This window comes from Mycobacterium bourgelatii, from assembly GCF_010723575.1.
In the GTDB taxonomy this organism is placed as follows: domain Bacteria; phylum Actinomycetota; class Actinomycetes; order Mycobacteriales; family Mycobacteriaceae; genus Mycobacterium; species Mycobacterium bourgelatii.
Genome location: NZ_BLKZ01000001.1, coordinates 1 through 25,352, shown reverse-complemented (window position 1 = coordinate 25,352; position 25,352 = coordinate 1). Strand labels below are relative to the sequence as shown.

Below are 25,352 nucleotides of genomic sequence, written 5' to 3'. Positions count from 1 at the left end.
TGTTAGGGTCAAACAGATTCCCGCACTGCTTGCGAGTCCGTAAGAACAAGGAGGTCACTGCAACGTGAACCGAGCCGTCAGGTTGCGGATCGCCGCGTGCGGAATTATTGGCCTCGGTGCCGCGCTGCTGATCGCCGCCCTGCTGCTGTCGACCTACACCCGCGACAAGATCACCAAGATTCCGCTGGACATCGACACCACGCTGCTTAGCCAGGGCCGCGGGCAAGCGCTGGACTCGGCGTCGCTCGCCACCGAACATCTCGTCATCGACGACGCGCCCATTTTGTCTCGGCAAGAGGTAAAGGTAGAGGCCCCGGCCAACGCCGACATCGTCACGCTGCAGGTCGGCACCTCGGTCCGGCGAACCGACAAGCAGCAGGAGACGGGGTTGCTGCTGGCGATGGTCGACCGGGTCACGCTGAACCGCTCAACGGCGATGGCGTTGTCCGACGACAACAAGCTGCACAACGCCCTGTTGGAGCCGATTTTCCCGCGTAAGCCCGGCGATGCACCGGATGACCCCAAGCACCCCAAGACCGACACTCGGAACTACGTGCTGCTGCGGCACGAGGGCCTTTCCTATCGATTCCCGTTCAACACGGAAAAGAAGACATATCCCTACTTCGACCCGATCGCACAGAAGGCGTTCGACGCCAACTACGAAGGCGAAGAAGACATCAACGGGTTGACCGCCTACCGGTTCACCCAGAACGTCGGTTTCAGCGCCGACGGAAAGCTGGTCGCGCCCCTGACCTACCTGTCGCGGTACCCGGGCAACGACGACGGCAAAGTCACCATGAGCGCGGGCATGTGGAACCTCCCCGGCGACCCGGCCGAGGAGATCACCATGACCCGCTACTACGCCGCGCAGCGGACCTTCTGGGTGGACCCCGTGACGGGCACGATCGTCAAGGAATCCGAGCACGCCTACCACTACTACGCCCGCGAGGCGCTCAAGCCAGAGGTGACGCTGACCGATTACCGGGTTGCTTACACCCCCGACACCATCGAATCGCAGGTCAATGCGGCTCGTGACGAGCGCGACCGGCTGGCGCTGTGGACGCGGGTGTTGCCCATCACGTTCGTCGCAACGGGCTTGATCGCGTTGATCGCCGGCGGTGTACTCGCGTCGTTCAGCCTGCGGACCGAGAGCGCCCTGATCGATCCGGGTCTGGACCGGGCCGACACCGACTACTTCCGGCGCGCGGGCCTCGAGGAACCCGTGCCCGGCGCCGAGGCGGTGACCGAGAAGATACCCACTCAACGTCCAGAACTGCGTGACGAACCGCAACTGCCCGCCGCGGATCCGCCACCGCCGGAAGCGGCTGATCCCAAGCCGCCCGAGTCCGGGCCTGCGCCGCCGCCCGAGTCCGGCCCAACCGAACCGCCACCCGCGGGTCCGGCCGAACGGACTTAATCCGCCAACGTGCGTTGGTTGCGGCCGGGATACGCGCTGGTTCTGGCGCTGCTGGTGGTTGCGCCGCTATTGAGACCCGGCTATCTGTTGCTACGCGACGCGGTGTCGACGCCGCGCTCGTACTTGTCCGACACCGCGCTGGGCCTGACCGCTGCGCCGCGCGCCACGCCGCAGGATTTCGCGGTCGCATTGGCCTCGCAAGTGGTCGACGGCGGGATTCTGGTGAAGGCGCTGCTGGTGTTGGGGCTGTGGCTGGCCGGATGGGGAGCGGCGCGACTGGTCGCAACGGCACTCCCCGAGGCGGGTTCGGCCGGCCAGTTCGTCGCGACCACGTTGGCGATCTGGAATCCCTATGTCGCCGAACGGCTCTTGCAGGGCCATTGGAGCCTGCTGGTCGGTTACGGCTGTCTGCCCTGGGTCGCGACGACAATGCTGCAGCTGCGGTCCGGCCTGGGCGGTTGGGCACGGGTCTGCGAACTGGCGTTCTGGATCGCACTGGCCGGCCTGACCCCTACCGGGCTGCTGTTGGCGGCCGCGGTGGCGCTGGCGTGTGTGTTTGTACCCGGTGACGGGCGTTCACGGTTGTTCTGCGCCGCGCTGACGGGTGTCGTCGCGTTGGTCGGTGCGTTGCCGTGGCTGTGCGCGGCAGCGCTGGGTTCGTCGCTATCCAGTCACACCGCGGCGAACACGCTCGGGGTCAACGCTTTCGCACCGCGGGCCGAACCGGGCTTGGGCACGCTGGTCAGCTTGGCCAGCCTGGGCGGCATCTGGAACGGCGCCGCCGTACCCGGTTCGCGGACAACGCTTTTCACGGTGGCGTCGGCCGCCCTCCTACTGGCGGTGGTGGCCGTCGGGCTCCCGGCCGCGCTGCACCGACCGGTGGCGGTGCCGTTGTTGGTGCTGGCGCTGGTGGCCGTGGTGGTGCCGGCAATTTTGGCGACGGGCCCGGGACTGAACGTGCTGCGCACGGTGGTGGATGCGGTACCCGGCCTGGGCGTGCTGCGGGATGGGCAGAAGTGGGTCGCGCTGGCGATGCCGGGCTATGCGCTGGCCGCCGGCGGCGTGGTGGTGACACTGCGGGATCGGCTGCGTCCGGCGGCGACGGCGGCGATCTGCTGCGCCGCTTTGCTCCTGGCGCTGCCAGACCTGGCATGGGGGGTGTGGGGCAGGCTCGAACCCGTGCACTACCCGCCCGGGTGGGCGCAGGTGGCGGCGGCGATCAACGCAGAACCCGGGACCGTAGCCGTCTTGCCGGCGGGCAGCATGCGGCGTTTCGCCTGGGCCGGCCCCGCGCCGGTGCTTGATCCACTGCAGCGCTGGATTCGCGCGGACGTGTTGACCTCAGGGGACCTGGTGATCTCGGGTGTGACCGTGCCGGGGGAAGGAACTCAGGCGCGGGCCGTCGAGGAACTGCTCCTCACCGGGCCGGAACCCCCGGCTTTGGCGTCGGCCGGGGTGGCCTGGCTGGTCGTGGAATCCGACAGCGCCGGCGACCTGGGTGCCATTGCCCGCACCCTTGCCGCGCTGACGCCGACGTACCGCGACGAGCGGTTGGCGTTGTATCGCATCGGTGGCACGAGAACCCGCGCGCCCGACGCGCACGCCCGCGCCACCACCGCCGCGCACCTGGCCTGGCTGGCGATGCTGGTGATCGGCGGCGCCGGTGCGGCCTGGCTGTCGATGCGAAGTTCGGTGCCGGCCGACAGGGACGCCGAAAGAGACGCCGAGCGGGACGTCGACGGGGACTAGGACAAGGCTTCGACGAGTTCGCCGACGGTGTGGCGAGCTTCCAGCGGGTGGCGCAACCGTCCGTTCGGATTGAGCTGGTAGACGTTGCGGCGACCGACCTTCGACTTGATCAGGTAACCCTCTTCGGTCAGATCGGCCAGGATGGTTTGCACGGACCGCTCCGTGATGCCGATGCGCTGCGACAACTCGCGCGCGGTCAGCGGGTCGCTCATTGACACGCACAGCAGCACGTGCCCGTGGTTGCTCAGGAAAGTCCATCCACGGTCCGAGCCGGAACTGTTGGACTGAACGGCATCCGCGACGTTCATGTCTACAACTTTACCCGTTCTTTCACGTAAAACTCTTCGCCTATTCATACCTTCTTGCCGACGACCCATCGCACTCGGGCGGGTTCCGCGGTCATGGCGAATTCATACGAAAATTTATTGATGAAGTAAATTTCGGTAGTTAGGCTTCGTATCAGTGCCCACGGACCGACTGAGAACGCGGAGCGAACCCAGACCATGACTTTCCCGATCCCCTCGACGCGCCAGGGTCGTCTGACCCCTCGCGCAGTGCTGCTCTGCTATACCGGCTCGCTGGCATTCATTGCCGGCTTCGTCAATGCGGTGGCCTTGCTGGTCCTCGCTTTTCCGGTCGGCAATCTCACCGGCGTAACCACCCAACTCGGCATGAACACGGCCAACCCGTTGCTCTACGAAGGTCATCTGCTGGTGGCGATCCTGATCGGCTTCTGGGGAGGCGCGCTGGCCGCCGGAACCGTGCTGGGCTCCAGCGAACATCCGACGGGTCGGCACCATGCCGCCGTGCTGACGATTGAGGGAACACTGCTGCTCCTGGCCGCCGTCGGTGTGGCGACATCCGAAGTCCACGGCTTCATTACCACGCTTGGCATCGAGCCGCCCGTTGTGCAGGCGATGTTCGCCGCCGCGGCCCTCGGCATGCAGAACGGACTGACCTCCAGCTTTCGGGAGATGGCGATCCGCACCACGCACTTCACCGGCACCGTCACCGACCTCGGGCTGATGCTGGGCCGGAGTCGTCGGCACGGACTCGACAAGTGGAAACTCGCCGTCCTCGCGGCCACGCTGTTGCTGTTCCTGGTGGGCGGCGCCACCGGACTCCTGTTCGGCAACTGGCTCGGCGGCTACGCGCTACTAGCCCCCGCATCGGCGTGCGCCGCCTTGGCCGTCGGGTACGCAATCCGCAGTCGTCGGCTCGAAGGCGAGGCCTCACCCGCCGAAGTCGACGCCGCTACCGAGATCGAGAGCAAGTCCTTGAGGCTGGCCGGGCCGAAGCTAGCCCGAGTAGCGGCCGGCTAGGCCGGGCTACACCACGCCGCTGACGCGCGTTCCGGTCTGCACCGCGTCGAGCACACACCGCATCGCTTCAGCGCTCTGCCGCCAGGAGAATTCGAGACTGCGCGCTTGAGCTTTGGCGCCGAGCTGCTGGCGCAGAACCTGGTCGGACAGCAGCTCTTCGAGCCGGTCCACCAGCTCGGCCTGGCTGTCGACCAGCACTCCGGTGACCCCGTCGATAATCGAGTCGGACAGACCGCCGGATGATCGGTAACCGATGGTGGGCACCGCATGCTGCGCCGCTTCCAGGACCGCCAGCCCCCACCCCTCTTTTCGCGACGGCAGCAGGTGCACCCAGGAACTTTGCAGCACATCGTGTTTGGTCAGGTCATCGACGTGGCCGTGGAACGTCACCACGTCCGCAATGCCCAATCGGTGGACGTGGTCGACGAGCCGCTGTCGCCACCACCCACCACCGACGACGTCGAGGTGCAAGCCCGGCACGCGCCCGCGCAGCGCCGCGACGGCGTCCAGCGCGTCCTCGATCTGCTTGTGCGGCACCAGCCTGGACAACACCACCACTCGCGGCTCGGGTGCGGGCTCGGCGGACAACGTTCGCGCCGGGGCTTCGTCAAGACCGTTGCGCACCACCGCGATCCGGTGGTTGTCCACCCCGAGAGCGACCAGATCCCGCGCCGACGGCAGCGACACCGTGACGTACTGATTGCGCTGATTCACCCACGGCGACAGCCTGGACTCGACATACCAGCCGAGCCGGGACAGCACCGGGCCGGCCACCGGCCACTGCTCGCGGTGGCAGTGATGCACCAACACCGCCACCTTCTGCCCGTAGGCCAATCGGGCGAGGAAGGGCAGGCCGTTCTGGGTGTCGACGACGACGTCGGGCCGCACGTGACGCAGCGGGCCGAGCCGGACGCGCGCGGCGAGCATCGCCAGCAGCGCCCAGATGTACACCGTGTAGCGGCCGCCCGCGCGACTGATCTGGACCCCGTCGACGACCTCGTGGCGTGGCGCTCCGGGATAACGGGCGGTGCGGAGGGTGACCTTGATGCCGCTGGCCGCCAGGTGGGCGCCGATGCGCTGCAGATACGTCTCGCTGCCGCCGCCTTGCGGGTGCCCGGTATCGCGCCAGCACAGCAGCAATACCGAGCGCAGAGTAGACATCGTTGGCCAGCCTATCCCGCGGATGCGAAAGGCCGGGAGCGATGGTGTGATGGCACCTCGCCCGTAGGGTATGGCAAGTGGCCGTGACCGACCTCTTCGCGCAGCGGGCGACGTTGACTCGATCGGTGCGGCTGTTGTCGGAATTCCGCTACGAACAATCCGATCCCGCACGCTTTTACGGCGCCCTGGCCGCGGACACGGCGGCCATGGTCGGCGATCTGTGGCAGGCGCTCCGGGGCGTGCCCGCGTCCGGGCGGACGCTGCTGGACGTCGGGGGCGGACCGGGGTACTTCGCCTCGGCGTTCTCCGACGTCGGGGTGCGCTACATCGGCGTCGAACCGGACCCCTCGGAAATGCACGCCGCGGGCCCAGTGCGCGCCGACGCACGCGACGTTTTCGTGCGGGCCTCGGGCATGGCGCTGCCATTCGCCGACAACTCGGTGGACATCTGCCTGTCGTCCAACGTCGCCGAGCACGTGCGGAGGCCGTGGCAGCTCGGCGGCGAAATGCTACGGGTGACCAAGCCCGGTGGCTTGGTGGTGCTGTCCTACACCGTCTGGCTGGGCCCGTTCGGCGGGCACGAGACGGGGCTGCGCCACTACCTGGGCGGCGCCCGCGCCGCCGCCCGCTATACCCGCAAACACGGCCATCCGCCGAAAAACAACTACGGGTCGTCGTTGTTTGCCGTGTCGGCCGCCGACGGGCTGGACTGGGCCGAGAGCACCGGAGCCGCGATCGCCGCATATCCCCGCTACCACCCACGATGGGCCTGGTGGCTGACCTCCGTACCGGTGCTGCGGGAGTTCCTGGTGAGCAATCTGGTGCTCGTCCTCCAGCCGCGATAATGGAACATGTTCTAATCTCACCTCGCCTTGGGTAGGGTGGCGAATGTGCCCGCCGGCGACGATGCAAAGCGGAGCGACGAGGAGGATCGGCGGAATGACTGAAGCGACAATCGCTAAGACAACCGAGTACGACAAGCTTTTCATCGGCGGCAAATGGACCGAGCCGTCGACGGATGAAGTCATCGAGGTGCGCTGCCCGGCCACCGGCGAGTACGTCGGCAAGGTGCCGTTGGCGGCGGCGGCCGACGTGGAGGCCGCCGTCGCGGCGGCACGCGCGGCGTTCGACAACGGTCCGTGGCCTTCGACCCCGCCCAATGAGCGCGCGGCCGTCCTCGCCAAGGCCGCCCAGTTGCTCGAGGAGCGCAAGGAGCACTTCGCCAAGTTGCTTGCCGACGAAACCGGCCAGCCGCCCATGACCGTCGAGACGATGCACTGGATGGGTTCGATGGGCGCGCTGAACTTCTTCGCCGGCCCGGCCGCCGATCAGGTCAAGTGGCGGGAGATTCGCAACGGCGCCTACGGGCAGACCATCGTCTATCGCGAACCGATCGGTGTGGTGGGCGCGATCGTGGCGTGGAACGTACCGCTGTTCCTGGCGATCAACAAGCTGGGACCGGCGTTGCTCGCCGGGTGCACCGTGGTGCTCAAGCCGGCGGCCGAAACCCCGTTGACCGCAAACGCTTTGGCGGAGGTGTTCGCCGACGCCGGGTTGCCCGAAGGGGTGCTCTCGGTAGTACCCGGCGGCGTCGAAACCGGCCAGGCGCTGACGTCCAACCCCGACGTCGACCTGTTCACCTTCACCGGCAGCTCGGCAGTCGGTAAGGAGATCGGCAAGCGGGCGGCCGAGCTGCTCAAACCCTGCACTTTGGAGCTTGGCGGCAAGTCTGCGGCGATCATGCTCGAGGATGTCGACCTGGCCACCGCCGTCCCGATGATGGTGTTTTCCGGGATCATGAACACCGGGCAGGCCTGCGTGGGTCAGACCCGCATCTTGGCGCCGCGCTCGCGCTACGACGAAATCGTGGAAGCCATAGGCAATTTCGTCAAGGCGCTGCCTGTTGGGCCACCGTCGGACCCGGGGGCGCAGATCGGCGCGCTGATATCGGAGAAGCAGCGCGCCCGGGTCGAGGGATACATCGCCAAGGGCATCGAGGAAGGCGCGCGACTGGTCTGTGGCGGCGGCCGCCCCGAGGGTCTGGACAACGGTTTCTTCGTTCAGCCGACGGTGTTCGCCGACGTCGACAACAAGATGACGATCGCGCAGGAGGAGATCTTCGGCCCGGTGCTGGCGGTCATTCCCTACGACACCGAGGAGGACGCGGTGAAGATCGCCAACGACTCGGTGTACGGGCTGGCCGGCAGCGTGTGGACCAGCGACATCCCCCGCGGCATCAGGGTTGCGGAGCAGATCCGCACCGGGACGTATGCGATCAACTGGTACGCCTTTGACCCCTGCTGTCCGTTCGGCGGATACAAGAACTCCGGTATCGGACGCGAGAACGGGCCCGAGGGCGTCGAGCACTTCACGCAGCAGAAGAGCGTGCTGATGCCGATGGGTTACACCGTCGAGTAGCCCCGCGAACAGCCGCGAAATCCCCCGGAACGGGCACGTTTTGGGGGATTTCGCGGCTGCTGGGCAGGTTTAGCGTCCCGAGAACTTAGCCGGCCGGCGCTCGATGAACGACTGCACGCCCTCGGCCGCGTCGGCGCTGGCGAACAGCGCCGCCACATCGGGGCGCAGTCGCTCGATCGCGGCCGCCTCGCCCTGGGATCGGGCTCGGTGCGCCGAGGCCAGCGTGGCCCGCACACCCAATGGCGCGGCGCGGTCGGCAATCGTGTGCGCGATCTCGCGGGCACGGGCCAGGGCCGCCGCCGCATCGTCGGCAACCTCTTGAACCAGCCCGATCCGGTGCGCCTCCGCGGCGTCGAACTCATCGCCGGTGAGCAACCACCGCATGGCGTTACCCCACCCCGCGTCGCGCGGCAGGCGGATGGTCGCGCCGCCGAACGGGTAGATGCCGCGTTGCACCTCGAGCTGGGTGAACCGGGTCCCGACGGCGGCGATACGGATATCGGCGGCCAGTAACAACTCAATGCCCAGCGTCATGCACCAGCCGTGCGCGACCGCGATCACCGGCGTGGTCCACTCGCCGTCCAGGCGCCACGGGTCGCGGCCGTCCTCCGGGAGTTTGAACTCCCCGGCCGCGATGCTTGGGCCGACGTCGACGAGGTCCAACCCCGCGGTGAAGTGGTCGCCGTGCGCGAAGAGCACGCCGGCACGTAGCGAATCGTCGGCTTCGAGCAGCCCGTAGGCACGGGAGAGGTCGGCGAGCATGGCGCGATCGAACGAATTGCGCTTATGGGGTCGGTTGAGCCCGATCAGCAGAACATGCCCGTCCCGCTCCAAGGACACCGTGTCGCTAGTCATCGCCTCAGTGAACCGCAGACGTACGCATTATGCAAGAACACATAACTTAATAGCATTCTAAGGTCACTTTATGCGGGTAAGCCCAGCTCAATGGCCACCGTGAGCCCGAGACTTGCCTACTTTACGGTTGTTGAATATGCTTTCTAACATAGTCACCGTTGCCCCCGGGCGCGTGACAGCCATATACACGTGGGGAGACAGCCATGCGGGTCATCGAAGTCAACATTGCGGGTTTGCGGTTCACCCTGCGCTGGCCGTCGGTTCGGCACTCGCCCTCTTTGCCGACGGCGGCGCCGGCACCTAACGCCGCATGAGGCCGGCCGACCCCTTCGCACCCAAGCGCGGGGGCACCCGCACGAAGATGCTGGTCAGCGCCGCAGAGGTGCTACGTGAACGGGGCGCGGCCGGAGTCACCATCGACGCGGTGCTGGCACGTAGCGGCGCCCCGCGCGGCTCCGTCTACCACCACTTCCCCGATGGCCGAAATCAAATTCTGCTCGACGCACTGCGTTATGCGGGGGATGCCATCACCGCCAAGATCGAAGACACCGTCCCCCGCGGCGCCAGCGGGGTAGTGCACGATTTCATCGAGTTCTGGGAACACCTGCTGGTCGAGGGCGAGTTCACCGCCGGCTGCCCGGTGGTGGCGGCCGCCATCGGCTCCGCCGACGACGAACTCGACCTCGTCAACGAAGCCGGCGTCATCCTGCACCGTTGGTGCACTGCGCTCGAGCAGGCTTTTGTGACGGAGGGCTTCGACGAGACCGAGTCGGCGTCGCTGGCCGTGATGTCGCTCGCCGCCCTGGAGGGCGCCGTTGTGCTGTGCCGCTCGATGCGCAGCATCGGCCCGCTGCGCGAAGTGGGCGAGCAGCTCGAATTCCTGATCGAGGCAAGGAAATTCGTGCGGCGCAACAGCCCGTCCGGGAAGGCCGAAAAGGGCGAGGACCGCAGTTCAGTCGCTGGCGGGTAGCGGCTTTACCTCTTTGAGCTGCAGCGGCGTGGTGCCGATGCTCAGGCTCCCCGCCCCCGGCTTGGTGACCAGCACTTCAGCGCCGTTCTCGTCGACGTAGCGCTTCCCCATCACGGTGCCGCCAGCGAAGGCCGGGTCGAGTTCGCCCGAGCGCTCGCCGCCGATCGGCACCATGGGCACGCCGCCGCAACGCAGGTCGTCCAGACTGTCGGCGCTTCGGACCACGATGACCTGGGTGTCACAGACCTGACTGGCCAGACGGGTTCCGTTCTTGATCATGTTTTCGTACCTGCCAGTTCTTCGATGATCTCCCGGCGTAGCACTTTGCCGGTGGCGGTGGTGGGCAGCTCGTCGCGGAACACTACCCGGTCGGGGGTGCGTGACCCGCGCAAGCTCTTGCGGACATATTCGCGGAGTTCGTCGGGGTCAGGGTCGGCGCCCGCCGAGGGCACCACCACGGCGACGATCGCCTGTCCCCATTGCGGATCCTCGACGCCCACGACGGCGACGTCGCGCACGTCTGGGTGCTCGATGAGCACCTCCTCCAGCTCGGCGGGCGCGATGTTCTCGCCGCCGCGGATGATGGTGTCGTCGCTGCGGCCCCCGATGAACAGGTAGCCGTCTTCGTCGAGAAACGCGATGTCTTTCGTCGGAAACCAGCCGTCCTCATCGAGCACGGACCCGATGCCGGTGTAGCGGCCGGAGACCTGCTCCCCGCGCACGTACAGCTCGCCGGTTTGCCCCGGCCCCAGCACGGTGCCGTCTTCGCCGCGGATCTGCAGCTCGATGCCGGGCACCGGACGTCCGACCGAGCCCAACCGCCTGGCGGCGGCGGCATCGGAGGCGGCCTGAGCGGCACGGTGGTCATCGGGGGTCAACACCGCGATCGTCGAACTCGTCTCGGTCAGGCCGTAGGCGTTGACGAAGCCGACATCGGGCAGCAACTCGAGCGCCCGTCGCACCAGGGGCAGACCCACCTTCGAGCCGCCATAGGCGAGGTTGCGCAGCGTGGTCAGCTTGTGCTCACCGGTTTCGAGCACCGTGACGATGCGGTCCAGCATGGTGGGCACCACCGTCGCCGTGGTGACCCGTTCGGCATTGGCCAGCCGCACCCACTCGGCGGCGTCGAAGTTGGGCAGGTACACCATCTTTCTGCCCGCGTACAGATTGGACAGCGCCGCCCCCACCCCGGCGATGTGATAGGGCGGCACGCAGATCAATGCGGCGTCGGTGGGCGCGGCCGACTCGAATTCGACGGTCCCGGTGACGTAGCTGGTCAGATTGTTGTGGGTGAGCTCGACGGCCTTGGGCTGCGACGTCGTGCCCGACGTAAACAGCACGACCGCAACCGAGTCCGGATCCGCGAACTCCATCGCCGGGTCCGCACCCTTTGCGGCCGTTAGAAATTCGTCGGAGACCAGCACGCGTTCGGACACCGTGCCGACCGCTTCGCGGTAGCGGTCGTCGACGATCACCAGCGGATCCGGCAGCCGCGCGATCAGGGCCTGGATGCCGTCGGCGGACAGCCGGTAGTTGATCGGCGTGAACGGAACGCCCGCCCGAGCCGCGGCGAAGATCAGCAGCGGCAGCATCGCGCCGCCGGTGCCGATGTAGGCGACGTGCTGGGCCGTCGATCCCGCCACGACGCCCGCGCCGCCATCGGCGAGGTCACTGAGCTGCTGCGTCGTGAGGCGGGCATCGTCGGAAACCACAGCGGTGCGATCGGGATTGCTGGACGCAGCCATCTCTAGTAGCAGCGAAATGCTCAACTTCGACCCTTCGGCGTCCCCGGCCTTTACAAAACTTGTCGATAGTGTAACCCATGCCGAATCGCGCGATCAGCGCATCAGCGCCATGGGGTGATTCGCGGGATCCAGGCCGGAACGTTGCGGCGGTACTCGACGTAATCGGCGCCGAACTTCTCCGTCAGGTGGGGTTCCTCCCAGAACCGGATGACCGTGGCGAGCAGCGTGAAGAACGCCGCGAACCACAGCAGTAGCCAGCCGGACGACGCGATAAGCGCCTCGCCGAGCAGGATGGCCACCACTCCGCTGATCATCGGGTTGCGGACGTGCCGGTAGGGCCCCCGGACCACCAGTCGGATCGGTTCGCCGAGCACTTTGCCCACCCCGAGGGTGCCCTTGCCCACCCGGTCGAACAGCACCACGGTCCAGATCAACATGGTCAACCCAGCCGCGACCAACAGGCCGCCGAGGATTACCAGCGCCACCGTTGCGGGCGAGCTCAAATCCGGCGCCCGGACGCCGGCGGCGTCGGCGATGAGCGCCGGGATTATCACGGTCACGGTGAACGGCGCGATCAGCACCGAGAGCAGGTGTCGCCACCACAGTTGCCGCTTCTGCGTGTTCTGGCTTTGCGAGTCAACAGTCATTCTTCAACCTCCGTTCAAGTTTGACTGTACGCCGCGGATGCACAATCATCAACGGGCGTTGAAGTATGCTGGTACGCATGTCAGAGCGCCGGCGCAGCGGCCGCTGGCGCACTGGCCAGCAGAGCAAGCAGCGGATCATCGAGGCAGCGCGGGCGCGGTTCACCCGCGAGGGTTACGACGGAGCCACCATCCGAGCGATTGCCGCCGACGCCGGTGTGGACGTCGCGATGGTCTATTACTTCTTCGACAACAAGGAGGGGCTCTTCACCGCGTCGACGCTGGCCGGGCCCGAGCACCCGCTGCAGCATCTGGCCACGGTGTTGGACGAGGGCCGCGACGACGTCGGCCCCCGGTTGGTGCGCCGGTTCCTGCAGCATTGGGACGAGGACGCCGGTTTCGAGCCGTTCCTGACCCTGTGGCGGTCAGCGGCCATTCATCCCAAGGCGCGAAAGGTGTTGCACGACAGCCTTGCCGGGCCGATCGCCAGCCGGATCGCCGAGGAGTTTGAGGTCAGCGACGCCGAACTGCGGGTCGAGTTGGTGGCCAGCCACCTGGCCGGTCTCGCGTTCGCGCGTTACCAGCTCAAGATCGAGCCGATGGCATCGAGCAGCATCGAGGAGCTGGTGGCCTGGGTGGGTCCGACGGTACAGCGCTACCTGACCGCGTGACCCCGGTGAGCAGACGCAAACTCGTACGAAAACCGGTGTTTTCGTACGAGTTTGCGTCTGCTCGCGGGTAAAGGTTCCCGTAAAGGTCAGGTGCCGGTCCAGCGCGGCGCACGCTTCTCGGCGAACGCGATCGCGCCCTCTTTGGCGTCGTTGGACATGAAGATGGGCGCCAGGATCTCGATCTGCTTGGCGAAGCGTTCTTCGAGGCTCCAGCCACGGGATTCGACGATGATCCGTTTGGTGGCGGCCACCGCCAGCGGACCGTTGGCGGTGATCTTCTCCGCCAACGCGATTGCGGCGTCCAGCGCGCCACCCGGCTCGGCCAGGACGTTGACCAGGCCGAGCTCGTGCGCCCGCTCGGCCGACAGGTTGTCGCCGGTCAGCGCCAGTTCCATGGCGATGGCGTACGGGATGCGTTCGGGCAGTCGCAGCAATCCCCCGCCGCCGGCGACCAGGCCGCGCTTGACCTCGGGGATGCCGAACGCCGAATCCTTGGCCGCCACGATCAGGTCGGTAGCCAGCGCCAGCTCGGTACCGCCGGCCAGGGCGTAGCCCTCCACCGCGGCGATCAACGGCTTGGCGGGCGGACGCTCGGTGAAGCCCAGACCCCGGCCCTGAACCACGACGTTCTCGCCACGCGCGAACGCCTTGAGGTCCATGCCGGCGCAGAACGACCCCCCGGCACCGGTCAGGATCGCCACCGACAAGCCGGCGTCGCCATCGAGACGATCCATCGCATCGGACAGGCCCTGGCTGACGGCGGCGTTGACCGCATTCTTGGCTTTCGGACGGTTGATCGTGATGATCAGGATGCGATCACGTTGCTCGACGAGGACCGCGGGTTCGGAGTTGTTGGCTTCATCGCTCACAGCGACGATCGTATCGGCAGCGAAAACGGACTCGGGTCAGGCCTGAGCCATCGCGATGGGGACGACCGTCAGCTCCTCGGAAAGCCCAGCGGCCCTGCGTATTTCGACGAAGTCGGCGAGGATGGCCTCGGTGACCTCGTGCGGATCCTTGAGCGTCACACCGTCGGACAGCACCGAGATGTTGAGCTGGTCGACATAGCTCCACACGGTGATGTTCAGGCCACTGCCCGCGGTCAACGGCCCGACCGAATAGATCTCGGTGACCGTGGCGCCACCCACCCGGCCGCGTTCGCGCGGGCCCGGGACGTTGGAGATGTTCAGGTTGAGCACCTTGTTCTGCCCGTCGCGGCTGGACACCCACCGGAACATGGCTTCCGTCGGCCGCGGCGGCCAGTAGGCCGCCCACCGGCAGACCAGCTCGGCTCCCATGAGTTGGTGACTTTCCTTGGCGGTGACCGCATTGTCGTGGCTGGCCCGCACCCGCTCCAGGGGGTCGGCCAGGTCGGTCGGCAGGGCCACCATCATCCCGCTGAAATGGTTGCCCCAGATCCGCTCCGGGGAGAAGTCGTAGCTGACCGGGACCGAGGCCAGCAGCGGTTCGGCCTTGCCGTCATAACGCAGTAGGAGGCTGCGCAGCGCTCCGGTCGACATGGCCAGCACCATGTCGTTGATCGTCGCGCCGAGCTTCTTTCCGGTTTCCTTCACGTCGGCCAGCGCCAGCGTGGCGGTGGCGAACCTGCGCTCGGGGGTCAGCATGTGGTTCATGAAGGTGGGCGGCGGCGTGAACTCGGGCCGGAAGCTGCCCTTGCTGCGTCGCACCCGGTTGATGCCCTGCGCGGTGTAACGCAGGGTTGCGGGGATCCGGCCGATGTGGCGCATGTGATCCGCAAAGGCGGACCCGACGAGCTGTCGCTTGGTCGGCGCTGGATCCGGCGTGTACGTGACGGCCTCCGGCCGTCGAAACAGGTCCATTCCGTGCGCCATCAGATTCGCCGACGCTACACCGTCGGCGAGGGCATGGTGGATCTTGAGTACCACCGCGATCCGGTCGTTTGCCAAGCCCTCGACGAAGTACATCTCCCACAGCGGGTAGGACCGGTCGAGGGCGGTACTGCCGATCTGCCCGATCGCCTCGTCCAGCTCACGCCGGCCACCCGGAGCGGGCAGCCGCCACGGCCTGATGTGGTATTCGAAGTCGAGCTCGCAATGCTCCCGCCACATCGGGTGGTGGAACTTACCCGGCACGTCGATGAGCTGGTAGCTCAACGGATCCAGCTTGTCCATCCGTCCCGCGATGACCTGACGGAATTCGTCGATGCTGAAATCACGCCGGTCCGGATCGAGCTCGATCACCGCAACCTTGAGGGTGTGCATGTGCACATTGGGCGTTTCGCTGTAGAGCAGTACCGCGTCCCAGCCGCTGAGCCGTTTCACCGCGACTCCCTAGTCATAGCCGCGACATTACCTCTGGCGAGGGTTAGATGACCTCTTTGGCAAACTGTTTCTCGGTGCGGTGAACCTGGTTGAGGAACAGCGCTATTGCGTGGCCCATCGAGCCGGTGCGGGCGCCGTCCAGCAAGTCGAAACCGTGCCCGGCCCCGGGGAGTTCGAGGTAGGCCACCACCGAGCGCGACACGGCGCGCAGCCGCTCGACGAAGCCGCGTGCCTGCGCTACCGGAATGACGTTGTCGCGGCTGCCGTGGATCACCAGGAATGGCGGCGCGTTGGTGTGCACCCGCGCGATCGGTGAGGCGGCGCGGAAGATGGCCGGGTGGCGCTCGATCCTGCGCTTGACCACGATGCGTTCCAGGAACTCGACGAACCGCTCACGCTCCAGCGTGGACCGGTCCTCCCAGTCGTACCGTCCGTAGATCCCGACCACGGCGTCGACGGAGGTGTCCGAGCCTTCCGGCAACTCTTCCTCGAACTCCGGGTCGTTGGCGGTCAGGCCGGCCAATGCGGCCAGGTGTCCGCCGGCCGAACAACCCGCTACCGCAATGAAATTGCGGTCGCCGCCGAATTTGTCGACGTTAGCGCGCGCCCAGGCAATGGCCGCCTTGACGTCCTGGATGTGCCGCGGCCAGCGGTGGTGCGGCGAAACCCGGTAGTCGATCGACAGACACACCCAGCCCTGCTCGGCCAGACGGGACATGAGGGCATAGCCCTGAACCTGGCGGCCCCCGTGGATCCAGGCCCCGCCGGGGATAAAGATCAGCACCGGAGCGGGTTCGACGGGCAGATCCTTGCGCCGCCAGACGTCGAGGAGTTGGGCCGGACTGTTTCCGTAGTGGACGTCGCGGCGGAACAGGAAGCGGCGGTGCTTGCGCGCCCCGAACACCGGCGCGGTGCGCTCGGGAGCGGGCCACTCACCATCCAGTTCGGCGGCCGACACGATGCCCCGCAGCGCCGTCACGGACACCTCGTTGGTGGCCGCGAGTTCCTGACGGCGAATGTCGTCCATACCCGGGGTCTTGCGCTCCTTTGCCGCCGCGGCGATGAACTCCGGGGCCATCCGCACGCCCCAGACACCCATGGCGGTAGCAGAACCCAGCGGCTCCAACCGCTTGCCGACCACCGGCAGCGAAGCTCCCGCAACGCTTAAGGCCAGCAAGTAGTCGGTGGGACGGGCGCGTAGCAACCATTTGACGCATGGCTTCATCGTTGAACCCTTCGCGGTCATGCAGGGGACTGTACCCCTACCGGCGGGTAGTAACCCAGATATCCGGAGCGGGTTCTCCGTCCGGTAAACGAAATGCGTCCACTCGCCATTTGCCAACCAATCGATCGGCCGCGCTCAAGGCGATGTCTTGAGTTCGCTGGCCGGCGGAAGATCAATTTTTGGGTTGATGGAGCGCGAAGACTTCAGGAAGCCCCGAAATCCCTTGCGGGTCACCAATTCTCATAGGGAAGCAATGGAATCGGACGATTAATTCGGGTGGGGTTGATGCTCGGCATGGATACTGGTCCGGTGCCCGACAACGAAGTCCACCCAGATCTGCGCCGCATTGCCCGCATCGCACCCCGCCGATTGGTCGGCCCCCGCACGTTGCCGCTGATGCGGCGCGTGCTCAAAGTGAGGGGACGCCTGGGTGGGCCCGGCGACATCCAAGCGCTCACCCTGCCATCCGGTGTCGGCGTCCGGCTTTACCGGCCCGCCGGCCTCGAGGGCCGGGGCCCGGCGCTGCTGTGGATTCATGGCGGCGGTTACGTCCTGGGTACCGCGCAACAGGACGACGGACTTGTCCGGCGCTTCGGCGAAAAGCTAGGCATCACAGTCGCATCGGTGGAATACCGACTGGCGCCCGAACACCCCTACCCCGCACCGCTCGAAGACTGCTATGCCGCGTTGCGCTGGCTGGCCGAACTGCCCGCCGTCGACCCGGCGCGGGTTGCCATCGGCGGGGCGAGTGCCGGCGGTGGCCTGGCGGCGGCGCTGGCCCTACTGGCCCGCGATCGCGGGGAGATCGCCCCGGCGTTTCAGCTGCTGGTGTACCCGATGCTCGACGACCGCAGCGCGACGACCCCGGCACGACCCACCTATCGGATGTGGGACCCGCGCGCCAACCAGTTCGGCTGGGCGGCGTACCTGGGAAATGCGGACCCGGCGGAGGCGGTTCCGGCACGGCGCACCGACCTGAGCGGTGTGCCGCCGGCGTGGATCGGCGTGGGCACTCACGACCTGTTCCACGACGAGGACCTCGCCTACGCGCAGCGTCTGACCAATGCCGGGGTGCCTTGCCAGGTCGAGGTGGTACCCGGCGCGTTCCACGGTTTCGATCTGGTGGTGCCCAAAAACCCTGTGTCGCAACGGTTCTTCGCCGCGCAGTGCGACGCGTTGCGGGGAGCGCTGGTTCCGGCCGCGAGCTAGGGCGCGTTGAGGCGGGTTAGGCGATTTGGGCCGCGCCCGCCGGCGTCACATCGCGAAGTACACCAACTCGCCGCCGATCACCGTGGCCGTCACCAGGTCCGCATCCAGCTCCGCGAGCACCGTCTCGGGCGGCTCGCTCAGCACACAAAGATCGCCCGGCTCGCCAATCTCGACCGTCCGGGGCCGTCCGGGTCGATCGGACCAACCCAGGAACATGGTCAACGCCTCCCGCGCCGACACGGACTCGTCCTTGTTCAGGACGGCGCCGCTGCGGGTGGTGCGGTTCACCGCGGCGCGCATCGCCGCCCACGGGTCCGGCTGGCCGAACGGCATGTCGGTTGACAGCGCCACCGGCACGTTCATCCGCCGCAACGATGCGACCCGCCAGAGTTGGTCGTGCTCGTCGGCCGGGACGTCGGCGAGGTACTGGTCCCCGCGTTCGGCGACGAAGTTGGGCTGGGTGACGACGGTCAGGCCGCCCACGTCGGACACGCCGCCGCCCTGGGCCAGTTCGGCCAGGTCGGCCAGGTTTTCCTCCGGCACCATCGCGGCATGCTCGATGCGATCGAGCGGGTGGCTTCCGGTCGCGCGCAGCGCGGCGATGGTGACCACCAGTTGGGCCGCCGTCACGCAGTGCACCGCGACCGGCTGACCGGCGTTGTGATGGTAGGCGATCCAGTCGATGAGCCCGTCCAGATCGAGTCGGTCGTCCTGAAGGATCATCTTGCGCGGCGCCAACACCCGGATCCGTGGCCGGAATTCACCGTGTCGGTGCGCAAGCATCAGCGCCACCAGGTCGCCGGCGTCCAGATCGGGGGTGGCGTCGGTGACCCCCGTGACGCCGGTCGCGGTGATGCGTCGGCTCAGTTCCGCCAGGTCGCTTTCGCGGCGCTGCAGCGCGTCGGACCAGCCTCGGTCCGCGCTGCGCAGGCGTCCGTCGGGGTGCTCGGCGAGTCCGACCCGGCCCAAGGCCGCCGAGTTCAAAATCCACAACGCGCCACTGCGGTGTTGCACCCGCACCGGGATGTGCGTGACCACGGCGTCCAGGCTGTCGCGGTCCAAGTCCCCGGCGACCGACTCGTGATAACCCACGGCACGAATCCACCCGTCCGCGCCCGGCACCGCACTCCACAGGGCCTGGACCAACTCGGCCTTGGTGTGTACCGCGGGTGGCCCGACGGACAGCGAATCCAGTGCGGACGCCGCCGAGCGCAAGTGCACGTGGTGGTCGTACAACCCGGGCAACACGGTTCCGCCGCCGGCGTAGAGGACGCCCTCCCCGGGTCTGGCGTCGAGGTGGGGGCCTACCTCTTCGATCCGCGCCCCGACCCGGATATCGACGGTGGTCCCGTCCAGCAACGTCGCCTGCGAGATCAGCACGATAGGCAACGCCTGTCGGCGACGAGGCGACGGACCGCGTCGTTGTCGGCCCCGAGCTCGGGCGCCGAACGGGCCGGCAACGGGGACCCCGGCGGTGGGGCGGGCAGCTGCTGCGCGGACGGCTCGGTCGGAAGCGCGGCGTAGGTCGCCGCGACGGCGGCCATCGAGACGTCGATGAGTTCGCCACCCCCGCGGCGCAGCGATTCCGCCACCGCGTGGCTGGCTTCCAAGCCCGACAACGGGTCGGCGATCGCGTCCCCACAGAACACCGGTCCGTCGCCGTCCGTGCCGACCAGTCCGCCGGCGACCGCGGCATCGTCCCCGAACGCCGGGCGCCCGCAGCCGTCGCCGTAGCCGCTGATCCGCAGCCAGATGCGGCCCGCCCGAGGAGCGAGATCGTCGGGACCGAGCCGGCGCCGGGCGAGGGCGGCCGGACGGGACCCTTCGATCACCACGTCGGCGACGTCCAGCAACTCGCGCAGCTCGCGCGCGTCGCGGTCGAAGTCGACGCAGAACGAGAGCTTGCCCCCGTTGATCCAGTCGAAAAATGCGCGGTCACCGGATCGGGTGCCGTCCGGTCGGCGTCGACTTTCGACTTTGACAACGGTTGCGCCCGCCCGGGCCAGCAACTGCCCGCACAACGGCCCCGCCCACATCGAAGACAGGTCGGCGACAAGCAGTCCGCCGCTGGCAGGGGTCGGCGGCGCTATCTGACGTATTCGCGGCGGCGCCGCAGCGATCTCGCCCAACGCGGCCGCCGGGATATCGAGCAGTTCGGTCCGCTCCACGACCTCGGCCGACCGGCGCGAAGCGGCCCAGCGCTGCAGCACCGGCCAGTGGTCATCCGCCACCGCGTCGGTGTCGGCCTCGACCAGGGCGGGGACGGCCATGACGTCGTCGGGCCGGGACAGCGTTACCGCACACCATCCATCCACGGTGGCCAGCAACCGGGTGGCACCGCCCGCCGAAACGCGACCACGGCGGCGCAGTCCGAGCAGCCCGGCCCGGCCTCCCAAGAGTGTGGGCGCGTCGGCAGCGATTCGCTCGGCGTGCATGAGCACGTTGCAGCGGGAGAAATCGGGTCGCCCCTCGGACTGACCCGTCAGGTAGGCCAGGCCGCTGGTCCCCCAGCGCCGGGCCACCCGGGTCGGATTGGTGGGCTCCGAATTCACATCTTCCATGGTGCGCGCCCGCGCCCGCTGGCTCTACGGTGCCCGCCGGTTGCCTGGCGCTGCGCGCCCGATGTGATCGCCCACACCACGAATCGCCAAGTGTGTAGTAGGCCACATTTTTGAACTTTTGGAATGTTTTTTGGTTTATTTGACGCAGGATCAGTATGTAATGAGCTACGGTTCATTCTGCCGTTACGTGCGGAGAGGCGGGGGCCACGTAAGCGGTTCGGAACGACGTGACATAGCAAGCGGGGTTCTCGATGTCGTACCTAGTCGCCTCGTCCGAGGCGCTGCTCGCCGCGGCCACACATCTGGCCGGTATCGGTTCGTCCCTGGAGGCAGCCAACGCGAGCGCCGCCGACGTTACGACCGGTCTTCTGGCCGCCGCCGAAGACGAGGTATCCGTCGCGATCGCGGCGTTCTTCGGGGCCCACGCCCAGGCGTACCAAGCGGCCAGCGCGGAAGTCGCGGCCTTTCACAACAGCTTCCTGCAGACGTTGTCGGCGAGCGCGAACTCCTACGCCGCCGCCGAGGCGCTCAATGCGGGACCGCTCCAACCAGTGGTGGACCTGGTCAATATCCCGTTCAACGTGCTGTTCGCACGGCCATTGATCGGTAACGGCGCGGACGGCATCGACGGCACCGGCGGGGCCGGCGGGCCGGGTGGATTCCTGTACGGCAACGGCGGCCGGGGCGGCTCCGGTGCGCCCGGGCAAGCCGGAGGTGCCGGCGGATCGGCCGGACTGATCGGCCACGGCGGCGCCGGCGGGGCCGGCGGGGCCTCGTCGACCGGTACCGGTGGCGCGGGTGGCCTCGGCGGCAGCGGCGGATGGCTCTTCGGCAACGGCGGAATCGGCGGGGCAGGCGGGGCGAACACCGGCGGCATCGGCTCCGGCGGCATCGGCGGGCTCGGCGGGAACGCCTGGTTGTTCGGCAACGGCGGCGCGGGCGGTGCCGGCGGTGCCAGCGTGAGCGCTGGTGGCGGAGCCGGCGCGACGGGTGGAACCGCGTTGGTGTTCGGCAACGGCGGCGCAGGCGGGGCGGGCGGCGCCAACACCGGCGGCACCGGTGCCGGCGGGACGGGTGGTATCGGCGGGAACGCCTGGCTGATCGGCAACGGCGGGTCCGGCGGTGCCGGCGGGTCGAGCGTGAGCAGCGACGGCGGCGCGGGCGGCGCCGGCTCGACGGGCGGAATCTTGTTCGGCAGCGGCGGCCACGGCGGCGCAGGCGGCGCCAACACCGGCGGCACGGGCGCCGGTGGAGTGGGTGGAACCGGCGCAAATTCCTGGCTGCTGGGCTTCGGCGGCGACGGCGGGAACGGCGGGGCCAGCATGAGCGGCGACGGCGGCGCCGGTGGTGCGGGCGGCACCAGCGGCCTCCTGATCGGCAGCGGTGGGCTCGGCGGCAACGGCGGAAGCACCGCCTTCCTCAACGCCTCCGGCGGCAACGGGGGCGCCGGCGGCGACGCCTGGTGGATCGGCAACGGCGGCACCGCTGGCTCCGGCGGCAGCTCCCTCAACCCGATCGGAGGTGGCGGCGGAAACGGAGCCGCCGGCGGCAACGGCGGCATCCTGCTGGGCATCGGCGGCGCCGGCGGTACCGGCGGCAGCGGTGCTTCGGGGTACGGAATCGGCGGCAGCGGCGGCAGCGCCGTGCTGTTCGGCAACGGCGGCGACGGCGGAAATGGGCTCATCGGCGGCCCAGCCGGTCGGGCCGGATTCCTCATTGGTAATGGCGGAGACGGCGGTACCGGCCGCAACGGCGCCAACGCGGGCTTCCTGTTCGGCACCGGTGGCAACGGTGGTGACGGCAGCAACGTCGGTGCTCCCACCAATGGCGGCGCCGGCGGCAAAGCCTGGCTGTTTGGCAACGGCGGGTTCGGCGGCGCCGGCAGCAACGGTGCCGTGAACGTCGCAGACGGGGCGGGCTTCCAGGGCGGCGCCGGCGGCAATGGCGGCCTGCTCGTCGGCTGGGGTGCTGCCGGCGGGTCCGGCGGTGACGGTCTGACCACGGGCGCCAGTCCAGGTGCTGGCGGCGCGGGCGGCGCGGGCGGCAACGCCGGGTGGATCTTGGGCGGCGGTGGCGCCGGCGGAAACGGCGGCGAGGGGGCCGACGGCAGCCTGACGACACCCGGCGGAGCCGGTGGGGCTGGCGGCCATGGCGGCATCGCCCGACTGCTGGGCAGCGGCGGACACGGCGGACACGGCGGCAATGGAGGCGCCGCCGGACTCAACGCGCTGGCAGGGGCCGGCGGGAACGGCGGCAACGCCGGCGGCAGCGGTTTCTTGTTCGGTAACGGCGCATCCGGCGGGGCTGGAGGCAATGGGGGCTTCGGCGGCGCGGGCGCCGGCGGAGTCGGTGGCCACGGCGGCAGTGGCGCCAGTGCCTGGCTGTTCGGAACGGGCGGGAGCGGTGGCGCCGGTGGGGCCGGCGGCGACGGCTGCGAGCTGCACTCCGGCGCGGCCGGCGGTAACGGCGGCGCGGCCGGCAACGCCGGACTGATCTTGGGTAACGGCGGCGTTGGTGGCGCCGGCGGCGCGGGCGGCAACGAGGACAGCCTCAACGCCGGCGGGGCCGGCGGGGCCGGTGGCCGAGGTGGAAACGCCACCTTCATCGGAAGCGGTGGCAACGGCGGGAGCGGGGGCGCCGGCGGTAACGGCACGCCCAATGGACCCGCCGGCGGCGGTGGCACCGGCGGTGCGGGCGGGCTGCTCTTCGGCCAGGGCGGTTCCCCCGGTGCCGCGGGCTGACCTACGCCAAACGCGGACACGGCGTAACTCACTTTTTTCCGACCAAACGAATGGTTTTCCGCTGTCCTGTGACGCGGTCTTTCAGTCGACGAACACCCTGGATGGTTCCGAATGTCTTACTTGATTGCTTCGCCTGAGGCCTTGCTGGCCGCCGCTTCTGACTTGGCGGGAATCGGCTCGGCGATCGAGCAGGCGAATGCCGCCGCGGCCGCCAACACCGTCAACCTGCTGGCCGCGGCCGAGGACGAGGTCTCGACCGCCATCGCGGCACTGTTCGGCAACCAGGCCCAGGCCTACCAGGCGATCAGCGCCGAAGTCGCCGCCTACCACGCCCGTTTCCTGCAGACGCTGACGTCTGGCGCCGGCTCCTACGCCCTGGCCGAGGCAACCAACGCGTCGCCGTTGGCGGCTATTGAGCAGGCCGTACTCGACGTGATCAACACGCCGACCCAGGCCATCATGGGGCGCCCGCTCATCGGCAATGGTGTCGACGGCGCCGACGGGACCGGCGCGACCGGCGGGGCCGGCGGGTTGTTGTGGGGCAATGGCGGACGGGGTGGCTCGGGTGCCACCGGCCAGGCCGGGGGCGCCGGAGGTTCGGCCGGCCTGATTGGTAACGGCGGTGCCGGCGGTGCCGGCGGCGCGTCATCGGTGGGTGACGCCGGATCCGGTGGTGCCGGCGGTAACGGCGGTTGGCTGTTTGGAAACGGCGGTGTCGGCGGGGCCGGCGGGTTGAACACGGGCACCACCGGATTCGGCGGCACTGGCGGGGCCGGTGGTTCCGCCTTCCTGCTGGGCAACGGCGGCATCGGCGGGTCCGGCGGCGGCGGGGCGAACGGCGGCGCGGGCGGCAACGGCGGTAACGGCGGTTGGTTGTTGGGCAGCGGTGCGTCCGGTGGGGCCGGCGGCAGCAACACCAGTCCCACGGGTTACGCAGGTGCCGGTGGAGCGGGCGGCAGCGCGTTCCTCGCAGGTACCGGCGGGGCCGGCGGCGCGGGCGGGGCGGGCACCGCGGTCGGCGGTCACGGTGGCGCCGGGGGCGATGGTGGATACCTCTACGGCGCCGGGGGCGGCGGGGGTGCCGGGGGTTCCGCCGCGGTCGGCGGCAACGGGGGTGCCGGCGGTAACGCCGGTTGGCTTTCCGGCGGGGCCGGGGGCGCCGGCGGCGTCGGCGGGACGGGCTCGGCCGGCAACGGCGGTCTAGGCGGTGCCGGCGGCAGCGGTGGCCTCTACGGAGCCGGTGGCGCCGGCGGAACCGGTGGAACGGGCACGGTCGCGGGTGGCAACGGCGGGCTGGGGGGCGACGGCGGCCTGCTGTTCGGCGCCGGCGGTGCGGGCGGCAATGGCGGCGGCGCCGGTACCGGTGCCGACGGCGGCAACGGTGGCGCCGGCGGGCGCGGCGGGTTGCTCTACGGCAACGGCGGGGTCGGCGGCAACGGCGGTAATGGCGGCGCCGGGACCGCCGGCGTCAACGGTGGCAACGCGGGCCACGGCGGCGCGGGTGGTCGCAGCGGGCTGCTGTTCAGCGATGGCGGCAACGGCGGCAACGGCGGCATCGGCGGCAAAGAGGTGGTGTCGAGGTCCGGCAACAACGCCGACGGGCCTCCCTGGCGCGATGGCGGCGACGGCGGCAACGGCGGGGCGGGTGCCCACGGCGGCAACGGCGGCAACGGCGGTGTGGGCGGCGCGGGCAGCATGTTCTTCGGCGACGCGGGCATCACCGGCCGCGGCGGAACCCGGAAGGGGAATAACGGCGGGTTGGGCGGTAACGGCGGCCACGGTGCGGCCGGCGACGTCAACAACCCCAACGGCGGGCACGGCGGCAACGGCGGGAACAACGGCGTCGGCGGCGTCGGCGGGGCCGGCGGCTCTGGTTCGGTCGACGGGGCACACGGCAAGACGGGCGTCACCGTCACCAACAAGGGCGGCAACGGCGGTAACGGCGGGGCGGGCTACAACGCCGCGCTGGGCAACACCCCCGGCGCCAACGGGGGTGACGGCGGCGCAGGCGGCGCAGGCGGCAACTACGGCGACGGCGGCGCAGGCGGCGCAGGCGGCAACGGCGCGGCCGGCACGGCCGGCGCCAACGGGGTCAACCCCGGCGACAACGGCGGCAATGGCCAGGCCGGTGGATCCGGCGGCAAGGGCGGCGCAGGCGGCAAGGGCGGTTCGATCTCCGGTGACGGCGGCGCCGGCGGTGCGGGCGGCCAAGGCGGCACCGGTGGCGCGGGCGGCGCCGGCGTGCACGGCCGCGAGGGCGAGGCCGGCGTCAACGCCGGCGCCGGTCAGGCCGGCGGCAGCGGTGGCGACGGCGGCAGCGGCGGCAAGGGCGGGGCCGGTGGCGCGGGCGGCACGGCCACC

At 69.0% G+C, this 25,352-nt stretch carries 21 protein-coding genes; 10 read left to right on the top strand and 11 right to left on the bottom strand.

The features are described 5' to 3' along the window. Positions 1–64 precede the first annotated feature (64 nt). Both pgfA and G6N68_RS00100 read left to right on the top strand, forming a co-directional pair. On the top strand, positions 65–1,417 hold the full coding sequence (pgfA, locus tag G6N68_RS00105; protein WP_163706469.1) for a cell envelope lipid trafficking protein PgfA: 1,353 nt from the start codon (positions 65–67) through the stop codon (positions 1,415–1,417). A gap of 9 nt (positions 1,418–1,426) precedes the next feature. Further along, a complete protein-coding gene (locus G6N68_RS00100) occupies positions 1,427–3,166 on the top strand; it encodes an MmpA family trehalose lipid delivery protein (RefSeq protein WP_240355313.1) in 1,740 nt (579 codons plus the stop codon). Here the strand turns inward: G6N68_RS00100 and G6N68_RS00095 are convergent. Next, positions 3,163–3,474 carry a winged helix-turn-helix domain-containing protein gene (locus tag G6N68_RS00095; protein ID WP_163706467.1) on the bottom strand — a complete coding sequence of 104 codons (312 nt, stop codon included), beginning with the start codon at positions 3,472–3,474 and terminating at the stop codon, positions 3,163–3,165. The two genes, G6N68_RS00100 and G6N68_RS00095, sit on opposite strands and share 4 nt — an antisense overlap. 195 nt (positions 3,475–3,669) lie before the next feature. Here G6N68_RS00095 and G6N68_RS00090 point away from each other — a divergent pair, with 195 nt between their 5' ends. Continuing rightward, positions 3,670–4,488 carry a YoaK family protein gene (locus G6N68_RS00090; protein ID WP_163706465.1) on the top strand — a complete coding sequence of 273 codons (819 nt, stop codon included), beginning with the start codon at positions 3,670–3,672 and terminating at the stop codon, positions 4,486–4,488. Between the two features lie 6 nt (positions 4,489–4,494). Here G6N68_RS00090 and G6N68_RS00085 read toward each other — a convergent pair whose 3' ends face one another. Beyond that, positions 4,495–5,649, bottom strand: a complete 1,155-nt coding sequence (locus G6N68_RS00085) for a glycosyltransferase family 4 protein (RefSeq protein ID WP_163706463.1) — start codon at positions 5,647–5,649, stop codon at positions 4,495–4,497. Positions 5,650–5,726: 77 nt separating this feature from the next. Between G6N68_RS00085 and G6N68_RS00080 the strand changes: the two genes are divergently transcribed. Further along, positions 5,727–6,494: a class I SAM-dependent methyltransferase gene (locus tag G6N68_RS00080; protein ID WP_163706461.1), complete on the top strand. Its 768-nt coding sequence runs from the start codon at positions 5,727–5,729 to the stop codon at positions 6,492–6,494. 94 nt (positions 6,495–6,588) lie between these two features. Continuing rightward, positions 6,589–8,067, top strand: coding sequence for an aldehyde dehydrogenase (locus tag G6N68_RS00075; RefSeq protein ID WP_163706459.1), 1,479 nt, complete (start codon positions 6,589–6,591; stop codon positions 8,065–8,067). A 69-nt stretch (positions 8,068–8,136) separates the two neighbouring features. Here G6N68_RS00075 and G6N68_RS00070 read toward each other — a convergent pair whose 3' ends face one another. Further along, the gene (locus G6N68_RS00070) at positions 8,137–8,922 is read right to left on the bottom strand and encodes a crotonase/enoyl-CoA hydratase family protein (RefSeq protein ID WP_163706457.1); all 786 of its coding nucleotides are present in this window, start codon (positions 8,920–8,922) and stop codon (positions 8,137–8,139) included. A gap of 310 nt (positions 8,923–9,232) precedes the next feature. Between G6N68_RS00070 and G6N68_RS00065 the strand changes: the two genes are divergently transcribed. Then, positions 9,233–9,892 (top strand): TetR/AcrR family transcriptional regulator, encoded by a 660-nt coding sequence (locus G6N68_RS00065; protein ID WP_240355312.1) that lies wholly within the window; start codon positions 9,233–9,235, stop codon positions 9,890–9,892. Here G6N68_RS00065 and G6N68_RS00060 read toward each other — a convergent pair. From G6N68_RS00060 to G6N68_RS00050, 3 genes are all read right to left on the bottom strand, one after another. Beyond that, positions 9,875–10,171 (bottom strand): hypothetical protein, encoded by a 297-nt coding sequence (locus tag G6N68_RS00060; protein WP_163706455.1) that lies wholly within the window; start codon positions 10,169–10,171, stop codon positions 9,875–9,877. The genes G6N68_RS00065 and G6N68_RS00060 overlap by 18 nt on opposite strands. Continuing rightward, on the bottom strand, positions 10,168–11,661 hold the full coding sequence (locus tag G6N68_RS00055) for a class I adenylate-forming enzyme family protein (protein WP_163706452.1): 1,494 nt from the start codon (positions 11,659–11,661) through the stop codon (positions 10,168–10,170). The genes G6N68_RS00060 and G6N68_RS00055 overlap by 4 nt, the downstream gene beginning before the upstream one ends. Positions 11,662–11,738: 77 nt before the next feature. After that, a complete protein-coding gene (locus G6N68_RS00050; RefSeq protein WP_163706450.1) occupies positions 11,739–12,284 on the bottom strand; it encodes a methyltransferase family protein in 546 nt (181 codons plus the stop codon). A gap of 77 nt (positions 12,285–12,361) precedes the next feature. Here G6N68_RS00050 and G6N68_RS00045 point away from each other — a divergent pair, with 77 nt between their 5' ends. Continuing rightward, on the top strand, positions 12,362–12,952 hold the full coding sequence (locus tag G6N68_RS00045; RefSeq protein ID WP_163706448.1) for a TetR/AcrR family transcriptional regulator: 591 nt from the start codon (positions 12,362–12,364) through the stop codon (positions 12,950–12,952). 86 nt (positions 12,953–13,038) lie between these two features. On the opposite strand, the gene G6N68_RS00040 is transcribed toward G6N68_RS00045, so the two are convergent. Genes G6N68_RS00040 through G6N68_RS00030 form a run of 3 tightly spaced genes read right to left on the bottom strand, consistent with a single transcriptional unit; the run spans position 13,039 to position 16,501 of the window. Further along, a complete protein-coding gene (locus G6N68_RS00040; protein ID WP_163706446.1) occupies positions 13,039–13,821 on the bottom strand; it encodes a crotonase/enoyl-CoA hydratase family protein in 783 nt (260 codons plus the stop codon). A 36-nt stretch (positions 13,822–13,857) separates the two neighbouring features. Then, a complete protein-coding gene (locus G6N68_RS00035; protein ID WP_163706444.1) occupies positions 13,858–15,255 on the bottom strand; it encodes a WS/DGAT/MGAT family O-acyltransferase in 1,398 nt (465 codons plus the stop codon). A 43-nt stretch (positions 15,256–15,298) separates the two neighbouring features. Further along, on the bottom strand, positions 15,299–16,501 hold the full coding sequence (locus G6N68_RS00030; protein WP_163706442.1) for an alpha/beta hydrolase: 1,203 nt from the start codon (positions 16,499–16,501) through the stop codon (positions 15,299–15,301). Between the two features lie 288 nt (positions 16,502–16,789). Between G6N68_RS00030 and G6N68_RS00025 the strand changes: the two genes are divergently transcribed. Further along, entirely contained in the window at positions 16,790–17,689 is a 900-nt protein-coding gene (locus G6N68_RS00025; protein ID WP_163706440.1) for an alpha/beta hydrolase, read from the top strand. Positions 17,690–17,734: 45 nt separating this feature from the next. On the opposite strand, the gene G6N68_RS00020 is transcribed toward G6N68_RS00025, so the two are convergent. Continuing rightward, the gene (locus tag G6N68_RS00020) at positions 17,735–19,069 is read right to left on the bottom strand and encodes an amidohydrolase family protein (protein WP_163706438.1); all 1,335 of its coding nucleotides are present in this window, start codon (positions 19,067–19,069) and stop codon (positions 17,735–17,737) included. Then, positions 19,063–20,250 (bottom strand): CoA transferase, encoded by a 1,188-nt coding sequence (locus G6N68_RS00015; RefSeq protein WP_163706436.1) that lies wholly within the window; start codon positions 20,248–20,250, stop codon positions 19,063–19,065. The genes G6N68_RS00020 and G6N68_RS00015 overlap by 7 nt, the downstream gene beginning before the upstream one ends. Before the next feature lie 251 nt (positions 20,251–20,501). Between G6N68_RS00015 and G6N68_RS00010 the strand changes: the two genes are divergently transcribed. Both G6N68_RS00010 and G6N68_RS00005 read left to right on the top strand, forming a co-directional pair. Further along, a complete protein-coding gene (locus G6N68_RS00010) occupies positions 20,502–22,991 on the top strand; it encodes a PE family protein (protein ID WP_163706434.1) in 2,490 nt (829 codons plus the stop codon). Between the two features lie 111 nt (positions 22,992–23,102). Beyond that, positions 23,103–25,352 (top strand): PE family protein (locus G6N68_RS00005; RefSeq protein ID WP_163706431.1); only part of this gene is annotated, 2,250 nt, incomplete at its 3' end.